This window comes from Variovorax sp. 10N420, assembly GCF_056394705.1.
Genome location: NZ_JBFTIJ010000004.1, coordinates 359,411 through 378,616, shown reverse-complemented (window position 1 = coordinate 378,616; position 19,206 = coordinate 359,411). Strand labels below are relative to the sequence as shown.

The 19,206-nt window shown below is 64.2% G+C and carries 19 protein-coding genes; 16 read left to right on the top strand and 3 right to left on the bottom strand.

Annotated elements, in window-relative coordinates; translation table 11 throughout:
• Positions 1 to 2 precede the first annotated feature (2 nt).
• Positions 3 to 908 carry a LysR family transcriptional regulator gene (locus tag AC1DEK_RS12970; protein WP_478125631.1) on the bottom strand — a complete coding sequence of 302 codons (906 nt, stop codon included), beginning with the start codon at positions 906 to 908 and terminating at the stop codon, positions 3 to 5.
• 109 nt (positions 909 to 1,017) lie between these two features.
• Between AC1DEK_RS12970 and gcl the strand changes: the two genes are divergently transcribed.
• The 8 genes from gcl (at position 1,018) to AC1DEK_RS12930 (ending at position 10,777) form a co-directional block, all read left to right on the top strand.
• On the top strand, positions 1,018 to 2,811 hold the full coding sequence (gene gcl, locus AC1DEK_RS12965) for a glyoxylate carboligase (protein ID WP_478125630.1): 1,794 nt from the start codon (positions 1,018 to 1,020) through the stop codon (positions 2,809 to 2,811).
• Between the two features lie 33 nt (positions 2,812 to 2,844).
• Entirely contained in the window at positions 2,845 to 3,624 is a 780-nt protein-coding gene (hyi, locus tag AC1DEK_RS12960; protein ID WP_478125629.1) for a hydroxypyruvate isomerase, read from the top strand.
• A 45-nt stretch (positions 3,625 to 3,669) separates the two neighbouring features.
• On the top strand, positions 3,670 to 4,566 hold the full coding sequence (locus AC1DEK_RS12955; RefSeq protein WP_478125628.1) for a 2-hydroxy-3-oxopropionate reductase: 897 nt from the start codon (positions 3,670 to 3,672) through the stop codon (positions 4,564 to 4,566).
• Between the two features lie 678 nt (positions 4,567 to 5,244).
• Positions 5,245 to 7,545, top strand: a complete 2,301-nt coding sequence (locus tag AC1DEK_RS12950) for an NADP-dependent malic enzyme (protein ID WP_478125627.1) — start codon at positions 5,245 to 5,247, stop codon at positions 7,543 to 7,545.
• A 149-nt stretch (positions 7,546 to 7,694) separates the two neighbouring features.
• Positions 7,695 to 8,723: an ABC transporter substrate-binding protein gene (locus tag AC1DEK_RS12945; RefSeq protein ID WP_478125626.1), complete on the top strand. Its 1,029-nt coding sequence runs from the start codon at positions 7,695 to 7,697 to the stop codon at positions 8,721 to 8,723.
• 11 nt (positions 8,724 to 8,734) lie between these two features.
• Positions 8,735 to 9,595 (top strand): ABC transporter ATP-binding protein, encoded by an 861-nt coding sequence (locus tag AC1DEK_RS12940; protein ID WP_478125625.1) that lies wholly within the window; start codon positions 8,735 to 8,737, stop codon positions 9,593 to 9,595.
• 16 nt (positions 9,596 to 9,611) lie between these two features.
• The gene (locus AC1DEK_RS12935; protein ID WP_478125624.1) at positions 9,612 to 10,382 is read left to right on the top strand and encodes an ABC transporter permease; all 771 of its coding nucleotides are present in this window, start codon (positions 9,612 to 9,614) and stop codon (positions 10,380 to 10,382) included.
• An 80-nt stretch (positions 10,383 to 10,462) separates the two neighbouring features.
• Positions 10,463 to 10,777, top strand: coding sequence for an EthD family reductase (locus tag AC1DEK_RS12930; RefSeq protein WP_478125623.1), 315 nt, complete (start codon positions 10,463 to 10,465; stop codon positions 10,775 to 10,777).
• A gap of 28 nt (positions 10,778 to 10,805) precedes the next feature.
• Here the strand turns inward: AC1DEK_RS12930 and AC1DEK_RS12925 are convergent, their stop codons facing one another.
• Together AC1DEK_RS12925 and AC1DEK_RS12920 are read right to left on the bottom strand one after the other, a co-directional pair.
• Positions 10,806 to 11,204: an OsmC family protein gene (locus tag AC1DEK_RS12925; RefSeq protein WP_478125622.1), complete on the bottom strand. Its 399-nt coding sequence runs from the start codon at positions 11,202 to 11,204 to the stop codon at positions 10,806 to 10,808.
• A gap of 47 nt (positions 11,205 to 11,251) precedes the next feature.
• Positions 11,252 to 12,295 carry an aromatic ring-hydroxylating dioxygenase subunit alpha gene (locus tag AC1DEK_RS12920; protein WP_478125621.1) on the bottom strand — a complete coding sequence of 348 codons (1,044 nt, stop codon included), beginning with the start codon at positions 12,293 to 12,295 and terminating at the stop codon, positions 11,252 to 11,254.
• A 297-nt stretch (positions 12,296 to 12,592) separates the two neighbouring features.
• Here AC1DEK_RS12920 and AC1DEK_RS12915 point away from each other — a divergent pair, with 297 nt between their 5' ends.
• The 8 genes from AC1DEK_RS12915 (at position 12,593) to AC1DEK_RS12880 (ending at position 19,195) form a co-directional block, all read left to right on the top strand.
• Positions 12,593 to 13,621: an ABC transporter substrate-binding protein gene (locus AC1DEK_RS12915; RefSeq protein ID WP_478125620.1), complete on the top strand. Its 1,029-nt coding sequence runs from the start codon at positions 12,593 to 12,595 to the stop codon at positions 13,619 to 13,621.
• Complete coding sequence (locus AC1DEK_RS12910; RefSeq protein ID WP_478125619.1) at positions 13,618 to 14,139, top strand: nucleoside deaminase; 522 nt, start codon at positions 13,618 to 13,620, stop codon at positions 14,137 to 14,139. The genes AC1DEK_RS12915 and AC1DEK_RS12910 overlap by 4 nt, the downstream gene beginning before the upstream one ends.
• Before the next feature lie 26 nt (positions 14,140 to 14,165).
• A complete protein-coding gene (locus AC1DEK_RS12905) occupies positions 14,166 to 14,513 on the top strand; it encodes a winged helix-turn-helix domain-containing protein (RefSeq protein WP_478125618.1) in 348 nt (115 codons plus the stop codon).
• Positions 14,514 to 14,646: 133 nt separating this feature from the next.
• The gene (modB, locus tag AC1DEK_RS12900; RefSeq protein ID WP_478125617.1) at positions 14,647 to 15,330 is read left to right on the top strand and encodes a molybdate ABC transporter permease subunit; all 684 of its coding nucleotides are present in this window, start codon (positions 14,647 to 14,649) and stop codon (positions 15,328 to 15,330) included.
• A gap of 18 nt (positions 15,331 to 15,348) precedes the next feature.
• Entirely contained in the window at positions 15,349 to 16,110 is a 762-nt protein-coding gene (gene modA / locus AC1DEK_RS12895) for a molybdate ABC transporter substrate-binding protein (RefSeq protein ID WP_478125616.1), read from the top strand.
• The gene (locus tag AC1DEK_RS12890; RefSeq protein WP_478125615.1) at positions 16,107 to 16,886 is read left to right on the top strand and encodes an ABC transporter ATP-binding protein; all 780 of its coding nucleotides are present in this window, start codon (positions 16,107 to 16,109) and stop codon (positions 16,884 to 16,886) included. Before modA ends, AC1DEK_RS12890 begins: the two co-directional genes overlap by 4 nt.
• A 27-nt stretch (positions 16,887 to 16,913) precedes the next feature.
• Positions 16,914 to 17,744, top strand: a complete 831-nt coding sequence (locus AC1DEK_RS12885) for an urease accessory protein UreD (RefSeq protein ID WP_478125614.1) — start codon at positions 16,914 to 16,916, stop codon at positions 17,742 to 17,744.
• Between the two features lie 26 nt (positions 17,745 to 17,770).
• A complete protein-coding gene (locus AC1DEK_RS12880) occupies positions 17,771 to 19,195 on the top strand; it encodes an MFS transporter (RefSeq protein ID WP_478125613.1) in 1,425 nt (474 codons plus the stop codon).
• Positions 19,196 to 19,206: the final 11 nt, after the last annotated feature.

Sequence of the window (19,206 nt, the reverse complement as noted above, 5' to 3'; positions counted from 1 at the left end):
CGTCAGCCGCTGGTCCACCACCTCTCCCCAAAACGCCCCTGCAGGAAAGCCACAAAGCTCGACACCTTCCCCGGCACGAGCTTGGGCGAGGGAAACACCGCGTGGATTTCCTGCTCGGCCAAGGCGTGGTCGGCGAGCACTTCGACAACGTGCCCCGTGGCAAGTGAGTCGCTCGCCACATAACGCGGCATCAGCGCGATGCCCAGCCCCGCACGCGCGGCGGCCAGCACTGCCGACACATTGTTCGAGCGCAACCGGCCTGACACTGGCACCGTGACCGGCTCGCCCCTCGGCGTGTGCAGGTGCCAGACATCGTCGCCCACCACACTGCTGTAGATCAACGCCACGTGGGCGCTCAGGTCCTGCGCCTTCTTCGGCATTCCGTGCTCCTTCAGATAGTCCGGCGCCGCGACCATCACCCATGGATTCATGCCGAGGAACCGCGCACCCAGGGACGAATCGGCGAGCTTGCCCATGCGGATCGCCACATCGATGCCCTGCGCAACCAGGTCGACGTAGCGGTCCTCGAAGCTCAGATCGACTTGCACCTGCGGATGGCGCGCCATGAATTCGAGCGCAAGCGGCACCATCACGCGGCGACCAAAGGCCGTCGAAGTGCCGATCCGCAGCAATCCTTGCGCCTGCGACTGCCGCAACTTGACGACGCTTTCCGCTTCCTCGGCGTCGCGCACGATCGCCTTGCACTTCTCGTAGTACAGCGCGCCGGTCTCGGTGAGGCTCACGCCGCGCGTATTGCGGTTGAGCAAGCGCGCCTTCAGCCGGGTCTCGGTCGCCGCGATCTGCTTTGTCACGGTCGGCTGGGTCGTATTGAACTCGCGCGCCGCCTTGGAGAAGCTTCCGGTCTCCACCACGCGCACGAACATCTCCATTGCAAGCAGTCTGTCCATTCGCGGATCGTAGCCAGTTATTCCGCCTTGGAATAGGTTTTATGGCCCCCTGCCGTCTTCTGCCGGATGCCTCGAATTCCTAAAGTGCAAGCACCCAAGGAGAACAGACATGACAAAGATGACCGCGGCCCAAGCCGCCGTGCTCGTGATGGAAAAAGAAGGCGTGACGCAAGCCTTCGGCGTGCCCGGCGCCGCCATCAACCCGCTGTATTCGGCCCTGCGCAGGCAAGGCAGCATCGCGCACATCCTGGCGCGCCACGTCGAGGGTGCCTCGCACATGGCGGAGGGCTACACGCGCGCCGTGGCCGGCAACATCGGCGTATGCATCGGAACCTCCGGCCCGGCGGGCACGGACATGATCACCGGCCTCTACTCCGCGTGGGCGGATTCGATCCCGATCCTCTGCATCACCGGGCAGGCGCCACGCGCAAGGCTCTACAAGGAAGACTTCCAGGCGGTGGACATCGAATCGATCTCCAAGCCGGTGACCAAGTGGTCGGTCACGGTGCGCGAGCCCGGCCAGGTGCCGCAGGTCTTCCAGCAGGCCTTTCACCTGATGCGCTCGGGCCGACCCGGCCCGGTGCTCATCGATCTGCCTTTCGACGTGCAGATGGCGCAGATCGAATTCGACATCGAAGCCTACACGCCATTGCAGCCTTACAAGCCGGCTGCCACGCGCGCCCAGATCGAGAAGGCGATCGGGATGCTGAATGCGGCAGAGCGTCCGCTGATCGTCGCGGGCGGCGGCATCATCAATGCCGATGCGAGCGAGCTGCTGGTACGTTTCGCCGAAGCCACCGGCGTTCCGGTGATCCCCACGCTCATGGGCTGGGGCGTGCTCCCGGACGACCATCCGCTCATGGCGGGCATGTGCGGCCTTCAGACGAGCCACCGCTATGGCAACGCGACGATGCTCGCCAGCGATTTCGTGCTCGGCATCGGCAACCGCTGGGCCAATCGTCACACGGGCTCGGTCGAGGTCTACACCAAGGGCCGCACCTTCGTTCACGTCGACATCGAGCCCACGCAGATCGGCCGCGTGTTCACGCCCGACTTCGGCATCGTGTCGGACGCGAAGGCGGCGCTCGAACTCTTCGTGCAGGTCGCCGAGGAATTGAAAGCCAAGGACCGCCTGCCCGACCGCGGCGAATGGGCCAGCGACTGCCGTGATCGCAAGAAGACCATGCTGCGCAAGACCAACTTCGCGGATGTGCCGATGAAGCCGCAGCGCGTGTACCAGTGCATGAACAACAACTTCAGCCACGACACCTGCTATGTCAGCACGATCGGCCTTTCGCAGATCGCGGCGGCGCAGTTCCTGCACGTCTACAACCCGCGCCACTGGATCAACTGCGGCCAGGCCGGCCCCTTGGGCTGGACCATTCCGGCCGCCCTGGGCGTGCGTGCGGCAGACCCCGCCCGCAAGATCGTTGCGCTCTCGGGCGACTACGACTTCCAGTTCATGATCGAAGAACTCGCCGTGGGTGCGCAGTTCAAGCTGCCTTACATCCACATCGTGGTCAACAACTCCTACCTCGGATTGATCCGCCAGGCACAGCGCGGCTTCGAGATGGACTATTGCGTGCAACTGGGCTTCGACAACATCAATGCCGGAGAAGACAGCGGCGTCGAGCGCAGCTACGGCGTCGACCATCTCAAGGTGGTCGAAGGCCTCGGCTGCAAGGCGATCCGCGTCTACAAGCAGGAAGAGATGACGCCGGCAATCAAGCAAGCCGAGAAGCTGATGGCCGAGTTCAGCGTGCCGGTGGTGATCGAGGTGATGCTCGAGCGGGTGACCAACATCGCGATGGGCACCGAGATCGACGCCATCAACGAGTTCGAGGCACTTGCCGAAAGCCGCGAAGACGCACCGACGGCAATTGCCGCTTCGATGCTCGACTGACTGGTCATTTCCGATTCCCGAGGAGACAAGACAATGCCCAAATTCGCAGCCAATCTGACGATGCTGTTCAACGAGCTGCCTTTCATGCAGCGCTTCGAAGCCGCTGCCAAGGCGGGATTCAAGGCGGTCGAATACCTGTTCCCATACGCCTACGACAAAAAGGAACTGGCCGCTGCACTGCGCACCAACGGCCTCGAACAGGTGTTGCACAACCTGCCAGCAGGCAACTGGGAAGGCGGCGAACGCGGCATCGGCTGCCACCCCGATCGCACCGGAGAGTTTCGCGAAGGCGTGGCACGCGCCATCGACTATGCGACAGCGCTTGGATGCCCGCAGGTCAACTGCTTGCTCGGCAAGTTGCCCGATGGCCTGACGTCCGCCGACGCACGCAAGATAGTGGTCGATAACCTGGATTTCGCGGCGAACGAACTGCAGAGCGCGGGCATCCGGCTGCTGATCGAACCCGTCAACAGCTTCGACATTCCCGGCTTCTATCTGACCCGAACCGACCAGGCCCTGTCGTTGATCGAAGAGGTCGGCTCGCCCAACCTGCTGCTGCAGTACGACATCTATCACGCGCAGCGGATGGAAGGCGAACTCGGCAACACATTGACCAAGAACATCACGCGCATCGGCCACATCCAGCTGGCCGACAACCCCGGCCGAGGCGAGCCGGGAACGGGCGAGATCAACTACCCGTGGCTCTTCAATCACATCGATTCGCTCGGCTACTCCGGCTGGATCGGTTGCGAATACAAGCCGCGCGGCACGACCGTCGAAGGCCTCGGATGGCGCTCGGCGCTCGCTCACTGACCCACAAGGCAATACGGCCATGAGGCCACAAGGAATCTTCAAGACATGTCCAACAGCAACGCACAGAAAATCGGCTTCATCGGTCTCGGCATCATGGGAGCCCCCATGGCGGCTCACCTGCTCGATGCGGGTCATCAGCTTTATGTGAACACGCGCGGCACCACGCCAGAGCCCTTCGCCTCGCGATCGATGGTTTGCGCATCGGCGACCGAAGTCGCGCGGCAAGCCGATATCGTCTTCATCATGGTGCCGGACACTCCCGACGTGGAGAAGGTGCTGTTCGGCGAAGGCGGCGTGGCGGCGGGCCTGTCCAAAGGCAAGATCGTGGTCGATTGCAGTTCCATCGATCCGATCGCAACCAAGGGATTCGCCCGGCGGATCATCGACCTTGGATGCGGCTATGTCGACGCACCGGTCTCCGGCGGCGAAGTGGGCGCAAAGGCAGCGAGCCTCACGATCATGTGCGGCGGCGACGAAGCAAGCTTTGGCCGCATCCGCCCCCTCCTCGAAAAGATGGGCAAGAACATCACGCTGGTCGGCGGCGTGGGCGATGGCCAGGTGTGCAAGGTCGCCAACCAAATCATCGTGGCGCTCAACATCGCGGCAGTCGGCGAAGCACTGGTGTTCGCGTCGAAGGCCGGCGCCGATCCTGCCAAGGTTCGGCAGGCGCTGATGGGCGGCTTCGCGTCTTCACGCATCCTGGAGGTGCATGGCGAACGAATGATCAAGCGAACCTTCGCACCTGGTTTCCGGATCGCTCTGCACCAGAAGGACTTGAACCTGGCCCTGCAAGGCGCGCGATCGATCGGCGTGGCACTTCCGCAGACCGCCAGCGCGGCACAGCTCATGAATGCTTGTGTGGCGCTCGGCCATGGGCAGGAAGACCATTCAGCGCTGGTGCGGGCGCTTGAGGCCATGGCGCAGCATGCCGTGGCTTCTTGAGGCTCTTCGAAGAGTTTGATGGGGGTGGCGGAGGCGGGCGGTGTGCCCTGGGCCGGCCGACGTCACCGGCCGCTGCGCGGCTTCCCTGCGCTGCTCACGGTACGCGGGGTCCGCGCGAAACTCGCCTACGGCTCAAACACGCGCAGCCCTGATCCGCGTACCGCTGCGCTGCTCGGCGGTGCCTCAACGGCCGGCCCAGGGCACACCACCCGCCTCCGCTGGTAGGTTGGGGGTAGTTTGTCCGCCGCCATCGCCGTCACCAGCGCGCAGGCCATGGACGTTCGAGACGCGCGCATCAGCCGCACAACCACTGAGCCCGGTATGCGGTGTGGGCTGTGGCGACCCTTCTGTGCCGCCGAAGCGCGCAGACTCAGGCGGATCAGGGCCGCGTGTGTTTGAGCCGTAGGCGAGTTTCACGCGGACCCCGCCTGAGTCGAGCACTGCAGGGAAGTCCGAAGGACCGGCACAGCGGGGTCGCCACAGCTCACACCGCATACCGGGCGCCCCCCAAAAAGGCCCACCCCGCTTCACCAACAACCCACTCACCCCCCAACTCACCCCTCGTTCCACAGATGAATAATCCAGAAAAAAAGCAGAGCAACTACCACCCCCATTCCCCCCTCACGAGCCAAAGTTTGGGTTAGCCTCTCTCTTAGCCAAGAAGCAAGGAGACACCCGATGGCCAACGCACTTTCCCCCGCCGAAGAGGCCCTGCGCGATGCAGCACGCGAATATCACCGCTCGCCCGTCAGAGGCAAGATCTCGATATCGCCCACCAAGCCTCTCCTGAACCAACGCGACCTGTCCCTGGCCTACTCCCCTGGTGTCGCCTATCCCTGTCTGGACATCGAGGCCGACCCGTCGCTTGCGGCCGAATACACCTCTCGCGGCAATCTCGTCGGCGTCGTCACCAATGGCACTGCCGTGCTCGGACTCGGCAACATCGGCCCGCTCGCCAGCAAGCCCGTCATGGAAGGCAAAGGCTGCCTCTTCAAGAAGTTTGCCGGCATCGACGTCTTCGACATCGAGCTTGCTGAAAACGACCCCGACAAGCTCGTCGAAATCATTGCCGCGCTCGAGCCCACTCTGGGCGGCATCAACCTTGAAGACATCAAGGCGCCCGAGTGCTTCTACATCGAGAAAAAGCTGCGCGAGCGCATGAACATCCCCGTGTTTCATGACGACCAGCACGGCACGGCCATCATCTCCGCCGCAGCGCTGATCAATGGTCTCGAGCTTGTCGGCAAGAAGATCGAGAACGTCAAGATTGCAGTGTCCGGCGCCGGCGCGGCCGCCATCGCGTGCCTCGACGTCATGGTGGGACTCGGCGCCAAGCGCGAGAACATCTACGCTGTCGACTCCAAGGGCCTGATCTACGTCGGCCGGCCCGGTGGCTTCGATGATTCGAAGACGCGCTATGCGCAGAAAGACACCGGCGCCCGCACGCTGGCGGACGTCATGAAGGGTGCGGACGTGTTCCTCGGCTGCTCGGCACCCGGCGTGGTCTCGCAAGACATGGTCAAGAGCATGGGCAGCCAGCCGATCATCCTCGCGCTGGCCAATCCGGAGCCCGAAATCAGGCCCGAACTTGCCAAGGAAGTGCGGCCGGATTGCATCATCGCCACCGGCCGCTCGGACTATCCGAATCAGGTCAACAACGTGCTGTGCTTTCCGTACATTTTCCGTGGCGCACTCGACTGCGGCGCCACCAAGATCACGGAAGAAATGAAGCTGGCTTGCGTGCGCGAGATTGCCGAACTCACCAAGGCGGACATCAGCGAAGAAGTCGCCACGGCTTATGCCGGCCAAGAACTCGCTTTCGGCGCCGACTACATCATCCCCAAGCCCTTCGACTCGCGCCTGATTTTGCGCATTGCGCCGGCGGTTGCCAAGGCCGCGCAAGCCTCCGGCGTGGCTACCCGCCCCATCGAAGACCTGGAAACCTACCGCCAGCACCTGACACGCTTCGTCTACCAGACCGGCATGTTCATGCGCCCCGTGTTCACCGCGGCCAAGTGCGCGGTTGCCAAGCGCGTCGCCTTTGCTGAAGGTGAGGATGACCGCGTGCTGCGCGCCGCTCAGTTGGCTGTCGACGAAGGTCTTGCCAAGCCCATCCTCGTGGGCCGCCCGGCGGTCATCGAATCACGCATCCAGAAGGCCGGCCTGCACATCAAGCTGGGTACGGACGTCGACTGCGTGGATCCTGAAGACGATCCGCGCTTCAGGACCTACTGGGAGGCTTATCACAAGATCATGGGCCGCCGCGGCATCACGCCGGAGGCATCGAAAGCCATGGTGCGCCGCTCCAATACGACCATCGCATCGCTGATGGTCCACCTCGGCGATGCGGACGCCATGCTGTGCGGGCTCGTCGGCCGCTTCGACAGCCACCTGCGAATCCTGCACAACGTGCTCGGTCTGAAGCGCGGTGCACCGGGCTTCGCGACGCTGAATGCGCTCACGCTGCAGAAGTACACGCTGTTCATCGCCGACACCAACGTGCATGAGGATCCAAGCGCCGAAACGCTCGCAAACATCGCCTTGATGGCCGCGGAGGAAGTGCGCCGCTTCGGGCTGCCGCCCAAGGTGGCATTCCTGTCGCACTCGAACTTCGGCTCTTCCGAGCGCGGATCGGCCCGCAAGATGCGACAGGCACGCGACCTGTTCGCGAAGATGGCGCCCGACATCGAATGCGACGGCGAAATGCACGGCGATGCCGCGTTGTCCGAAGAGGTACGTCGCAAAGCCCTGCCCGAAAGCCCGCTGACGGGCGAAGCCAACCTGCTGATCTGCCCGAACCTGGACGCCGCCAACATCCTCTTCAACGTCCTGAAGATGACTGGCGGAAACGGCGTCACGGTCGGCCCGATCCTCATGGGTGCCGAAGGTCAGGCGCACATCCTGACACCTTCGGCCACCGTGCGGCGCGTGGTCAACATGACGGCGCTCGCGGTCGCGAACGCGAACTCGTCCAGGTAGGCACTGGTACTGCCTGCTATCCGGCGGGCGGGAGCGTAGGGAACCACCGGTCTGGCTGGCCGTGGCTCACTGAAAGGGTTCGCACCAAGTGCGTGCAGGCATCGTTTTTGCTTCAATTCCGTGCATTCACCAAAACACGGAATCTCTGCATGAACAAGCGCCAACTGCTTCAGTCCTTCCTCGCCGCCTCGGCACTCAGCTTCGGCCTGGGCGTCGCCCATGCCGAGACGACACCGATCAAGTTCCAGCTCGACTGGCGCTTCGAGGGACCCGGCGCTTTCTTCACGCATCCGGCGGCCAAGGGCTACTTCAAGGCGAACGGGCTCGACGTCACTGTCGACGCCGGCAATGGCTCGGGCGGCGCGGTCACGCGCGTGGCTTCGGGCGCCTATGACATGGGCTTTGCCGACTTGGCGGCGCTGATGGAGTTTCATGCCAACAACCCTGACAGCCCGAACAAGCCCGTCGCGGTGATGATGGTCTACAACAACACGCCGGCTTCGGTCATGGCGCTCAAGAAGAGCGGCATCACAAAGCCCGCCGACCTCACCGGCAAGAAGCTCGGCGCACCGGTGTTCGATGCCGGCCGCCGCTCTTTCCCGATCTTCGCCAAGGCCAACAACATCGGCGCGGTGAACTGGACCGCCATGGACCCGACGCTGCGCGAAACCATGTTGATGCGCGGCGACATCGATGCCATCACCGGCTTCACCTTCACCTCGCTGCTCAACCTCGAAGCGCGTGGCGCCAAGACGGCGGACGTGGTGATCCTCCCCTATCCCGACTTCGGCGTGAAGCTCTACGGCAACGCCATCATCGCGTCGCCCAAGCTCATCAAGGAAAACCCCGCCGCGGTGAAAGCCTTCCTCGTGGCCTTCACGAAGGGCGCGAAGGAAGTGATCGCCAATCCTGCCGTGGCCATCGAATCCATCAAGGCCCGCGACGGCATCGTCAACAGCGAACTCGAAACGCGCCGCCTCAAGCTCGCGATCGACACCGTGGTCAACACGCCGGACGCACGTGCGGAGGGCTTTGGCCAAATCAATACCGGCCGTCTCGCGTTGATGGCCTCGCAGGTGTCGGATGCTTTCGGCACGAAGACTCGCGTGAACCCCGACGCGGTGTGGAACGGTTCGATGCTGCCCACGTCCACCGATCTCAACATTCTTCGCAAGTAATGAAGGGGCCAATGAAGGGGGCGGACACCACACCCCTGGTCACGCCCTTCGTCGATTTCCAGGACGTCTGGCTCGCCTACAACGAAGAGCTGCTGCGCGCCAATCACTTCGCAGTCGAGGCGATCGACCTGAAGGTCAACCGCGGTGAATTCATCGCCATCGTCGGACCCTCGGGCTGCGGCAAGTCGACCTTCATGAAGCTGACGACGGGTCTCAAGATGCCCTCGATGGGCAAGATCCGCATCGACGGCGCGCCTGTCACGGGCCCGCTCAAGATTTCGGGGATGGCCTTCCAGGCGCCATCGCTGCTGCCGTGGCGGACCACCGTGGACAACGTGCTGCTGCCGCTCGAGATCGTCGAACCCTACCGCTCGACTTTCAAGGCCAGGCGCAAGGAATACGCGGAGCGCGCAAGGCGGCTGCTTCAGAAGGTCGGGCTTGGCGGCTATGAGGACAAGTTCCCGTGGCAGCTCTCCGGCGGCATGCAGCAGCGCGCGAGCATCTGCCGTGCGCTGATCCACGAACCCAAGATGCTGCTGCTTGACGAGCCCTTCGGCGCGCTGGACGCCTTCACGCGGGAGGAGCTCTGGTGCATCCTGCGCGACCTCTGGACGGAGCAGCAGTTCAACGTGATTCTGGTCACGCACGATCTGCGCGAATCGGTGTTTCTGGCCGACACCGTGTACGTGATGAGCAAGAGCCCCGGCAGATTCGTCGTGAAGCGCCACATCGACCTGCCCCGCCCGCGCGAACTCGAACTGACCTACACCAAGGAGTTCACCGACATCGTGCTTGAACTGCGCAGCCACATCGGCGCGATCCGAAGCACCACCCCGGCGACGGCTCAAGCGCCCGCCACAGCCCCGCAGTGAAAGCCGGCAAGACAGCATGAAAAACAACAAGCAAATCGAACGCTGGTCGCCCTGGCTGCTGCTGGTCGCCGTCATCGTGCTGTGGCAGGTCATCTGCTCAGGCTTTGGCGTGTCGGAATTCATCTTTCCGAGCCCCTGGCGCATCTGGACGCAGTTCTGGGAATTCAAGGAAATCATCGCGGCCCATGCGTGGCGCACCTTCTGGGTCACGATGGCGGGCTTCGGCATCGCCATCGCGGTTGGCGTGTTGATGGGCTTCGTGATCGGCAGTTCGCGCATTGCGTATGCGGCGGTTTATCCGCTGATGACGGCCTTCAACGCACTGCCCAAGGCGGCATTCGTGCCGATCCTCGTCGTGTGGTTCGGCATCGGCATCGGGCCGGCGATCCTCACGGCGTTTCTCATCAGCTTCTTCCCGATCATGGTCAACATCGCGACGGGCCTCGCGACGCTTGAACCCGAGCTTGAAGACGTGCTGCGCGTGCTCGGCGCCAAGCGCTGGGACGTGCTGGTGAAAATCGGCCTGCCGCGATCGCTGCCGTATTTCTACGGTTCGCTCAAGGTCGCGATCACGCTGGCCTTCGTCGGCACCACCGTCTCGGAGATGACGGCCGCGAACGAAGGCATCGGCTACCTGCTGATTTCCGCCGGATCATCGATGCAGATGGGACTGGCCTTTGCGGGGCTGATGGTGGTGGGTGCGATGGCGATGGGGATGTACGAGGTCTTCAGCGCGCTTGAAAAGCACACCACGGCGTGGGCGCATCGCGGTTCGCAGAATGAGTGAGCGAGTGACTGAATCTGAATGACACTCGACGCCGTGAGCGGCATCTCCTATGCTTGCCTGCTTGCACACAGGAGACCCTCATGATCAAAGTCAGCGTCATGTACCCGCATTCCCCCGGCGCCCGGTTCGACCACGACTACTACCGTGACTCGCACATGCCGATGCTCAAGCGGTTGATGGGCGATGCCTGCAAGTCCTACACGATCGACAAGGGCATCGCCGGCGGCGCACCCGGCGCGCCACCCGTGTATGTGGGCATGTGCCATCTCTTCTGCGACTCGGTCGAAGCTTTCCAGGCGGCCTTCGGCCCGCACGCGAAGGAGATCCTGGCCGACGTCGCGCACTACACCGACCTGAAGCCGGTGATGCAGATCAGCGAAGTGGTCGTCGGCTGAACTTCCGGATCCGGAGTGCCCGGTTCCGTCAGACGAGCCGCGTCTCGATCTCGGTCTTGACTTCGGTCATCAGCCGGTGCAACGGGCACTTGGCCGCCACGCGCAGCAACTCGGCGCGCTGCTCTTCACTGAGATTGCCCGTCACTCGCAACGATGTGTCGAGCCGGTAAGTGCCTTGGCGCTCCTGGGTGTCGTCGCGGTCGACGATCACCTCGATGTCCTCTACCGGGATGCCCTTGCGCTGCGCGTAGACGAGCACCGTCAGCGCCTTGCAGGCCCCCAGCGATGCGTCATAGAGGTCATGCGGCGAAGGCCCCGCATCGTGCCCGCCTGCCGATGGCGCGGCATCGATCGGAATCTCGTGCGCACGGATCTTGACGATGTGCCGGGTGCCGGTAATGCCGTCGCGGCGTACAGTGATGCTCATGGAGGTCTCCTGATGGTGCAGCCAGCATGGTAGCGACCCGGCGGACTTCAGCCATGCACTTCGGCCTCGCCGTGCCTGGCGAGCAACTGCATCAGGTGTTTGCGAATCAGCATCCCGGGCCGGTCCGATTCCATTGAATATTCGACACCGCGGCGCCGCGTGTCGACCAGCGCATCAGGATCGGTGGATTCAAGAATGTCCTTGTCCTCGCGCGTGATCTCCTCGTCGAAGTCGATGAGCATCCGAGCAGGGCAATCGGCTTCCGTGTCGTTGCGAAACAGCCATTGGCACAGCTGCATGCGGCCATCGTCGATGGGCGTGAAGCAGTTGATGATGATGTGGCGAATGCCCGAGGGATATTCGATGTCGAGCCGGCGTGAGAACGGCAGGAAGTAGGCGTTGCGCATGTGCCGCGTGGTGATCGGATCCGTGACGCCGCTGATCGCATGGAACTTCGCCGGGTTCGCCGCCTGGATGACGGTCTCCGCATAAAAGCCGTTGTCGTTCTCGATCAGCTCGTACTTGCTCGGTTGCGGGCTGGCCGCCACGCCGAAAGTCGCACGGTGCACGAAGCTGAAATGCGAGTTGTCGAAGGAGTTCTCCAGCGCGCGCATGGGGCTGGTCTTCCACTCTTCATGGAACTGGAAGATCGTGCGAAAGGCTGGATCATCAAACTCGGGGATGTCCGGAATCGGCGCGATCGGCGCTTCGAGCGCCACCCACGCGTAGCCGTAGCGCGCCGTGCAGTGGTAGGCGGTGGTCCTGTAGTCGGGCGAGATCTTCCGATCGGGCTCGTACTGCGGGATGCGGATCACCTGTCCGCTCCGGTCGTACGTCCATCCGTGATAGCCGCACTGGAGCGCCCCCTGCCCGCAAGACTTGCCCTCGCCGTCGACGCACCAGCCCTTCGAAAGCTTTGCGGTGCGATGGCAGCAGCGATCGCGCAATGCGGCAGGTTCGCCTTTGGCGTCGAGGAAGAGCACGATGTTTTCGCCCAGCAGCGTGAAGGGCTTCGGCCCCTGCTGCAGGTCTGCCAGTGGCATGACGGCATGCCAGAACTTGCGGAAGACGGGTTGTTGCGTGACGAGCATGAAAAGACTCCTTCGGGTGTGCGCACGGACGACCATGAAAGAGCAATTTCCCACCGCAAGCCGCCTGTGATTCCAGGCACGCCGGGCTGAACGCTTCTACTCTGCGCGGCTACTCACGCAAGTTGCAGGCCTGCATTTCGCCGTGTTCGGCTGGCACGCGTCATGCAATGACGGTTCAAGAGTAGAAGCGTTCAGCTGCGCACGCATCTCACGCATGCGCCGCCCGGAAATTGCTCTTGAAGCGACCCGCCGCGAGGCGGGCGATCAAGACCCACGACTTTCCGGAGATCTCCCGTCATGCAACGCCGTACCTTCTTCACTTCCTGCGCAGCCGGGGCCGCCGCCCTCGCCGCTCCCTCTGTGTTCGCGCAGGGTTCGAAGCTCACCCCGCTGAAGTTCACGCTCGACTTCCGCATCAATGGCCAGACGTCGCCCTTCTTCCTCGCCGAGACCAAGGGCTACTACAAGGACGAAGGCTTGGACGTGACGATCGACACGGGTGCGGGCTCGGTCGCCTCGATCACGCGCATCGCAAGCGGCGTTTACCAACTGGGCCTTGGCGACATCAGCTCGCTGATCGAGTTCAATGCGCAGAACCCCGGCACACCCATGGTGCAGGCGGTCTATCAGTACTACAACCGCGCACCGTTCGTGATCATCGGCCGCAAGGACCACGGCGTCGGCGACAACTTCAAGAGCCTTCAAGGCAAGAAAGTTGCCGCCGCAGCGGTGGAGTCGACGCGCCGCGCGTGGCCCCTGGTCGCGCGCAAGCAAGGCATGAGGAGCGACGCATTGCTCTGGCAGACCACCGACTTCAGCGCGCGCGACAACGTGATGGTGCGCGGCGACGTCGATGCGGCCACGTACTTCCATGACTCGGCCGTGTCGCTTTTCGCGCGCATGAAGATGGACGAACTCTCGGTGCTGAAGTATTCGGATGCGGGCGTCGATTTGTACGGAAACGCCATCCTCGCCAGCAGCAATCTGATTGCGCAGAACCCCAAGGCGGTGGCCGCTTTTCTGCGCGCGACCAACCGCGCAATCGTCGAGACCTTCGCGAACCCGGCGCCGAGCATTGCTGCGATGCGGCAGCGCGAGCCCATCCTCGATGCGAAGGTTGAACTCGACCGCTGGGGCATCACCGCTCAGTACGTGGGCGCGGCGGACGCGCGGGCCGACGGGCTCGGCGCCATTCGCAAGCTCACGCTCGAACAGCAAGTCGACGAAGTGGCCGACGTGTTCGGCCTGAAAAGCAAACCCTCGGCAGATGCCATTTTCAACAGCTCGATGCTGCCTGCGCGCACTGAACGTAGCATTCGCACATGAGCGCACCCAACAAAGACATCTTTCCTCCTGAAACCCCGCTCGACGAACGCGACGGGCGGTATCTCCGCAAAGCCATCGTCTGGTCGCATGCGGCGCGGCGGCGGGGCAACCGGCCGTTCGGCGCCGTGGTGGTTTCCGCCGCCGGCGAGGTGTTGGCTGAAGCCTTCTGCAACACGGCCGAAACCGGCGACGTGACAGGTCACGCCGAAACCAATGCGGTGCGCATGCTGGGCGAACGCAAGCTGTCGCGCGACGAACTGGCCAGCGCAACCCTCTACTCGTCCGGCGAGCCCTGCGTGATGTGCGCGGGCGCTATCTTCTGGTCGAACATCGGCCGCGTGGTGTTCGGCATCGACGCCGAGCGACTGCGCGTGTTCCGCGGGGAGCACGGCGACCAGCGGGACGCCGAACTGTCGTGCCGGGATGTGTTTCGCTCGTCACCGCATCCGATCGAATGTATCGGCCCGGCGCTGATCGACGAGGCGAGCGCGGCGCACGTCGGGGCGTGGAAGACCTGAACGCGTGATCGATTAACCTCCCCAGCATGAAATCCAAAGTGCAGTTCCGCCTGCGCATCTACAGGGACGACAGCATCGCCATAGGCCCCGGAAAAATCGCCCTCCTCGAAGCCATCGCGGAGACCGGTTCAATCTCGGCTGCCGGACGCCAGCTCGGCATGTCGTACCGACGCGCCTGGATGCTCATCGACGAGATGAACCGCGCGCTCAGTTCGCCCGCGGTCAGCACAGCCGCTGGCGGCACGCATGGCGGCGGAACGGCGCTCACTCCTGTCGGCGAACAGCTCGTGCGGCACTACCGCGCGATCGAGAGCACGGCGCGCGTCGCGGCCGCGCCGGACATCACCGCATTGACGCGCCTGCTGGCGCAATGAGTTGCACGATCGGGAGCGATCGAATGATCGTTTCGCTGTATCGCTCAGGATATGGAGGTGGCCGAGAATTGACGTCCGGCTATCGTTCTTTGACGCTTGCTGAACCCCCGTGCAACAATGCCGTCATTCCCATATGAACACGACGCCCTCGCTGCTTGCCTCGATGGACTGGTCACCGCTGGTGCTGTCGGTGAAGGTCGCTGCATTCGCGACATTGCTGGCCCTGCTGGCCGGCGTGGCGCTCGGATGGGTCTTTGCGCGCAAGCAGTTCCCGGGCTCCACGCTGCTCGAAGCGCTGTTCATGCTGCCGCTCGTGCTGCCGCCGACCGTGATCGGCTACGGCATCCTTGTCGCCGCAGGGCGGCGCAGTCCGCTCGGCAGTTGGCTTCGCGAGCACTTCGACTACACCATCATCTTCAGCTGGCACGGAGCCGTCGTAGCCTCGGCCGTCGTGGCGTTGCCGCTGGTGCTCAAGTCCGCGAGTGCGGCGTTCAATGGCGTCGATCGCTCGCTGGAAGCCGCCGCCAGCACCCTGCGGCAGTCACCGCTTTCGGTTTTTGTGCGCGTGACTCTGCCGCTTGCCTGGCCGGGCATCCTGGCGGGCACCCTGCTGGCGTTTGCGCGAGCCATGGGTGAGTTCGGCGCTTCGCTGATGGTGGCCGGCTCCATCCCGCAGCAGACGCAGACCCTTTCAATGGCGATCTACGACGCAGCCCAGGCCGGGAACGACGATCTCGCGCTGGTGCTGGTGATCATCACGTCGCTGCTGTCGATCACCGTGCTGGTTCTTTCGAACCGCTTCTTCTCCCTCCGCTGAATTCGAAGAGTCACACCCATGCATACGTCGCGTTTCGCCGCTTCCCTCACCGCGCTCATGTTCGCAGTGGCCCTCCCCCTGAGCGCTGCCGCCCAGCAGATCACCGTGTCGGCAGCCGCAAGCCTGACGGATGCATTCAAGGAACTCGGGCCGAAGTTCGAGGCCAGCAAGCCGGGCGCGACGGTCCGGTTCAACTTCGCCGCTTCGGGCGTGCTGCTGCAGCAAATCAGCCAGGGCGCTCCTGTGGATGTGTTCGCCAGCGCGGATCAGGAAACCATGAACCGCGCCGCCGACCAGAAGCTGATCGACGCTGCGACACGGAAGAACTTCGCAAGCAACAGTCTGGTCCTCATTGAACCGGCCAAGGAAGGCGTGGGCATCAAGTCGCTGCAGGACCTGAGCGGCGCCGCCGTCAAGAAAATCGCCATCGGCAAGACGGCGACGGTGCCCGTGGGCCGCTACACCAAGGAAGTGCTCGACGCGGCCCATCTCTGGACCTCGCTGGAACCCAGGTTCGTTCAGGCCGACAGCGTGCGCCAGGTGCTCGACTACGTGAGCCGGGGCGAGGCCGAAGCGGGATTCGTCTATCGCACTGATACAGCAGTCATGGGCGACAAGGTCAAGGTCGTGCTGACTGCGACCGGCCACACGCCGGTGACTTATCCGGTCGCGGTCATCGCCGACAGCAAGGAAAAGAGCCTGGCGCGAGATTTCATCGCCTTCCTTTCGACAGATCCTGCGCAGCAGACGCTGGCGCGATACGGCTTCGGCAAACCGTGATCGATGTCGATCTTCAACTGACTGTCACGGACAACGCCAGGCGTTTCGATCTTGCCGCGCGCTTCGCGACGGATGTTCCTTTCGCGGCACTCTACGGCCCTTCGGGCGCAGGCAAGTCGCTCACATTTCAGGCGATCGCAGGGCTGTTGCACCCGGCTCGCGGCCATGTGCGGCTGGATGGGCGCACGCTGTTCGATTCGACGCGGCACATCGACATCCCGGCGCCCGAACGCCGCATCGGCTATCTCTTCCAGAACTACGCCCTGTTTCCGCATCTCTCGGTGCGCGACAACGTCGCATTCGGGCTCACCTCCTGGCGCCACCGAAGAATGTCGCGTGAAGACAGCGACCGTGTCGAAGCCCTGCTGCGAAGCTTCGACTTGTCCGCCATGGCCGACAGCAGGCCCCGGACGCTCTCTGGCGGCCAGCAGCAAAGGGTGGCGCTGGCTCGCGCACTGGCGTGCCGGCCGCAGGTTCTGCTGTTGGACGAGCCCTTCGCCGCGCTCAATCCAATGCTGCGCAGCAGTGTTCGCCAGGACCTCGCGGTCATGCGCCGCGAGTGGGGTATTCCGGTGCTGATGATCACCCACGACATCGACGACGTGCTCGAACTCGCCGACGTGGCCTTCGTCTATCAGGCGGGCCAGGTCGTGCGCGAGGTCGACTTGCGCAATGGCGGCACGCGCGAGTTCATGGCGCAGAAGCTGGGCGTTCCCCCGCGCAGGGAAGAGACCCCGCTTCGCGGCAAGCTTCGCCGCCTTCTCAGAGGCGAGTAGCGTCACGCTGCCCCTACACTCGCGTTCATGCCATGGCACGCGCGTCTCGAACTCGACTATCAGCTTGAAAACCATCGCAGCGTTGCGCGATTCAGCCACGACGGCCCCCTGCGCATTCTCCAGAGCCTCTATCCGGAGGGCGACACCGTTTGCCACAACGTTCTGGTCCATCCGCCCGGCGGGCTGGTGGGCGGCGACACGCTGGACATCCGTGTGCGCGCCGCGGCCGGCAGCCATGGCCTGATCACCACACCCGGCGCAAGCCGCTTCTACCGCTCTGATGGCGAGCTCGCACTGCAACGCACCGAGCTGACGCTGGACGCCGGCGCACGCCTCGAATGGCTGCCGCTCGAAGCGATCTGCTTCAGTGGCTGCCGTGCAGAAAACCGCCTGATGCTGCGCGCCGCGCCCGGCGCCGAGCTGATCGGCTGGGACGTCACCGCGCTCGGACTGCCCAATGCCGGCAAGCCCTTCGAGCAAGGCACGCTGCAGCAACACATCGAAGCACCGGGGGTCTGGCTCGAACGCGGACGCATCGATGCATCCGACCATCGGCTGCTTCAGAGCCCTGTGGGCTTTGCGGGCCATCGCTGCATCGCGTCGATCTTCTTCGTCGCCGGTTCGCCAATTGCCCGCGAGCGGCGCGAGGCTGCGCTGGACGCCGCACGATCGCTGATCGACGGGCACGCGCTGCAGGAAAGCGCCGGCGCGACCAGCCCGCATGCGGAAATCATCGTCGTTCGCGCGCTCGCGCCGGTGGTCGAACCCGCGATGCAACTGCTGCGCAAGATCTGGATGGCCTGGCGCGCCGAACTCTGGAAGCTGCCCGGCCAGCCGCCGCGCATCTGGGCGATGTAGAAGGACGCGGCCGGACCGAAGCCGACATGGACTCCGCACGCAGCGACATCCCGGCCCGCCTCGACCGCCTGCCCTGGTCGCGCTGGCACTGGCGCGTGGTCATCGCGCTGGGCGTGGCCTGGGTGCTCGATGGGCTCGAAGTCACGCTGGTCGGCTCCATCGGCAGTGTGCTGGAGCGCTCCGACACGCTGGCACTCACCGCAGCACAGATCGGCGCTTCCGGGTCGCTCTACATCGGCGGCGCGGTGATCGGCGCGCTGGTGTTCGGCAGGCTCGCCGACCGGCTGGGGCGCAAGCGGCTCTTCCTGCTCACACTCGTGATCTACGCGGTCGCCACGCTGGCGACGGCCTTCTCGCCGGGATTCATCTTCTTCGCCGTGTGCCGATTCGCGACGGGGCTGGGGATCGGCGGCGAATACGCGGCCATCAACTCCGCGATCGACGAACTCATTCCGGCGCGCGTGCGTGGCCGCGTCAATCTGACGATCAATGGCAGCTTCTGGATCGGTGCGGCGCTGGGCGCAGGCCTGAGCCTGTGGCTGCTCGATCCGCGCGTGCTGGGCCCGGTGCTGGGCTGGCGCGCCGGCTTCGCGCTCGGGGCAGTGCTGGCGGTGGCGATCCTGCTCGTGCGGCGTGACGTGCCGGAAAGCCCGCGATGGCTGATGACGCATGGCCGCGCGGCTGAGGCCGAAGTCATCGTGCAGCAGATCGAAGCGCAAGTGGCGGCGCAACATGGCGCACTGCCTGCCGCTGCCGGCCATGTGGCTCTCGGTGACGGCGCCCGCCCCGGCTGGCGCGAAGTGGCGAGTGTCCTGCTGCGTCGATATCCACAGCGCAGCATGGTGGCGATGGCGTTGATGATTTCGCAGGCGTTCTTCTACAACGCCATCTTCTTCACTTACGCGCTGGTGCTGACGCGCTTCCATGGGGTCGCGGAAGGCAAAGTCGGGCTCTATATTTTTCCGTTCGCGCTTGGCAACGTGCTGGGGCCGTTGCTGCTGGGGCCGCTCTTCGACCGCGTCGGCCGTCGCCGGATGATTGCGCTGACCTATGTGCTCTCGGGTGTGGGGCTGGCGCTCACGGGCTGGGCTTTCATGCAGGGCTGGCTCGATGCGCGCAGCCAGGCGCTGTGCTGGTCGGCCGTGTTCTTCCTGGCGTCGGCCGCGGCCAGCTCTGCGTATCTCACGGTCAGCGAAGTCTTTCCGCTGGAGATGCGCGCGGTCGCGATATCGATCTTCTATGCGGTGGGCACCGGCGCGGGCGGCTTCGTCGCGCCGGTGCTGTTCGGTGCGCTGATCGAAACCGGCAGCCGAGGCGCCGTCGCCGCGGGCTACGCATTCGGGGCCGTGCTGGTGATCGTGGCTGGCCTGATGGCGCTGCGCTGGGCGGTGGATGCGGAGCGCAAGCCGCTCGAGGAGATTGCGCCGCCACTCGGCACCGAGGGGCACTGAGCGGCACTGAC

Bases quoted from the DNA above. Each gene is read 5' to 3' on its own strand.
- AC1DEK_RS12880 (WP_478125613.1), top strand. From the start codon at position 17,771: ATGGACTCCGCACGCAGCGACATCCCGGCCCGCCTCGACCGCCTGCCC.
- AC1DEK_RS12885 (WP_478125614.1), top strand. From the start codon at position 16,914: ATGCCATGGCACGCGCGTCTCGAACTCGACTATCAGCTTGAAAACCAT.
- AC1DEK_RS12930 (WP_478125623.1), top strand. From the start codon at position 10,463: ATGATCAAAGTCAGCGTCATGTACCCGCATTCCCCCGGCGCCCGGTTC.
- AC1DEK_RS12950 (WP_478125627.1), top strand. From the start codon at position 5,245: ATGGCCAACGCACTTTCCCCCGCCGAAGAGGCCCTGCGCGATGCAGCA.
- AC1DEK_RS12910 (WP_478125619.1), top strand. From the start codon at position 13,618: ATGAGCGCACCCAACAAAGACATCTTTCCTCCTGAAACCCCGCTCGAC.
- gcl (WP_478125630.1), top strand. From the start codon at position 1,018: ATGACAAAGATGACCGCGGCCCAAGCCGCCGTGCTCGTGATGGAAAAA.
- AC1DEK_RS12940 (WP_478125625.1), top strand. From the start codon at position 8,735: ATGAAGGGGGCGGACACCACACCCCTGGTCACGCCCTTCGTCGATTTC.
- AC1DEK_RS12920 (WP_478125621.1), bottom strand. From the start codon at position 12,295: ATGCTCGTCACGCAACAACCCGTCTTCCGCAAGTTCTGGCATGCCGTC.
- AC1DEK_RS12905 (WP_478125618.1), top strand. From the start codon at position 14,166: ATGAAATCCAAAGTGCAGTTCCGCCTGCGCATCTACAGGGACGACAGC.
- AC1DEK_RS12970 (WP_478125631.1), bottom strand. From the start codon at position 908: ATGGACAGACTGCTTGCAATGGAGATGTTCGTGCGCGTGGTGGAGACC.
- AC1DEK_RS12945 (WP_478125626.1), top strand. From the start codon at position 7,695: ATGAACAAGCGCCAACTGCTTCAGTCCTTCCTCGCCGCCTCGGCACTC.
- AC1DEK_RS12915 (WP_478125620.1), top strand. From the start codon at position 12,593: ATGCAACGCCGTACCTTCTTCACTTCCTGCGCAGCCGGGGCCGCCGCC.
- AC1DEK_RS12955 (WP_478125628.1), top strand. From the start codon at position 3,670: ATGTCCAACAGCAACGCACAGAAAATCGGCTTCATCGGTCTCGGCATC.
- modB (WP_478125617.1), top strand. From the start codon at position 14,647: ATGAACACGACGCCCTCGCTGCTTGCCTCGATGGACTGGTCACCGCTG.
- AC1DEK_RS12925 (WP_478125622.1), bottom strand. From the start codon at position 11,204: ATGAGCATCACTGTACGCCGCGACGGCATTACCGGCACCCGGCACATC.
- hyi (WP_478125629.1), top strand. From the start codon at position 2,845: ATGCCCAAATTCGCAGCCAATCTGACGATGCTGTTCAACGAGCTGCCT.
- modA (WP_478125616.1), top strand. From the start codon at position 15,349: ATGCATACGTCGCGTTTCGCCGCTTCCCTCACCGCGCTCATGTTCGCA.
- AC1DEK_RS12935 (WP_478125624.1), top strand. From the start codon at position 9,612: ATGAAAAACAACAAGCAAATCGAACGCTGGTCGCCCTGGCTGCTGCTG.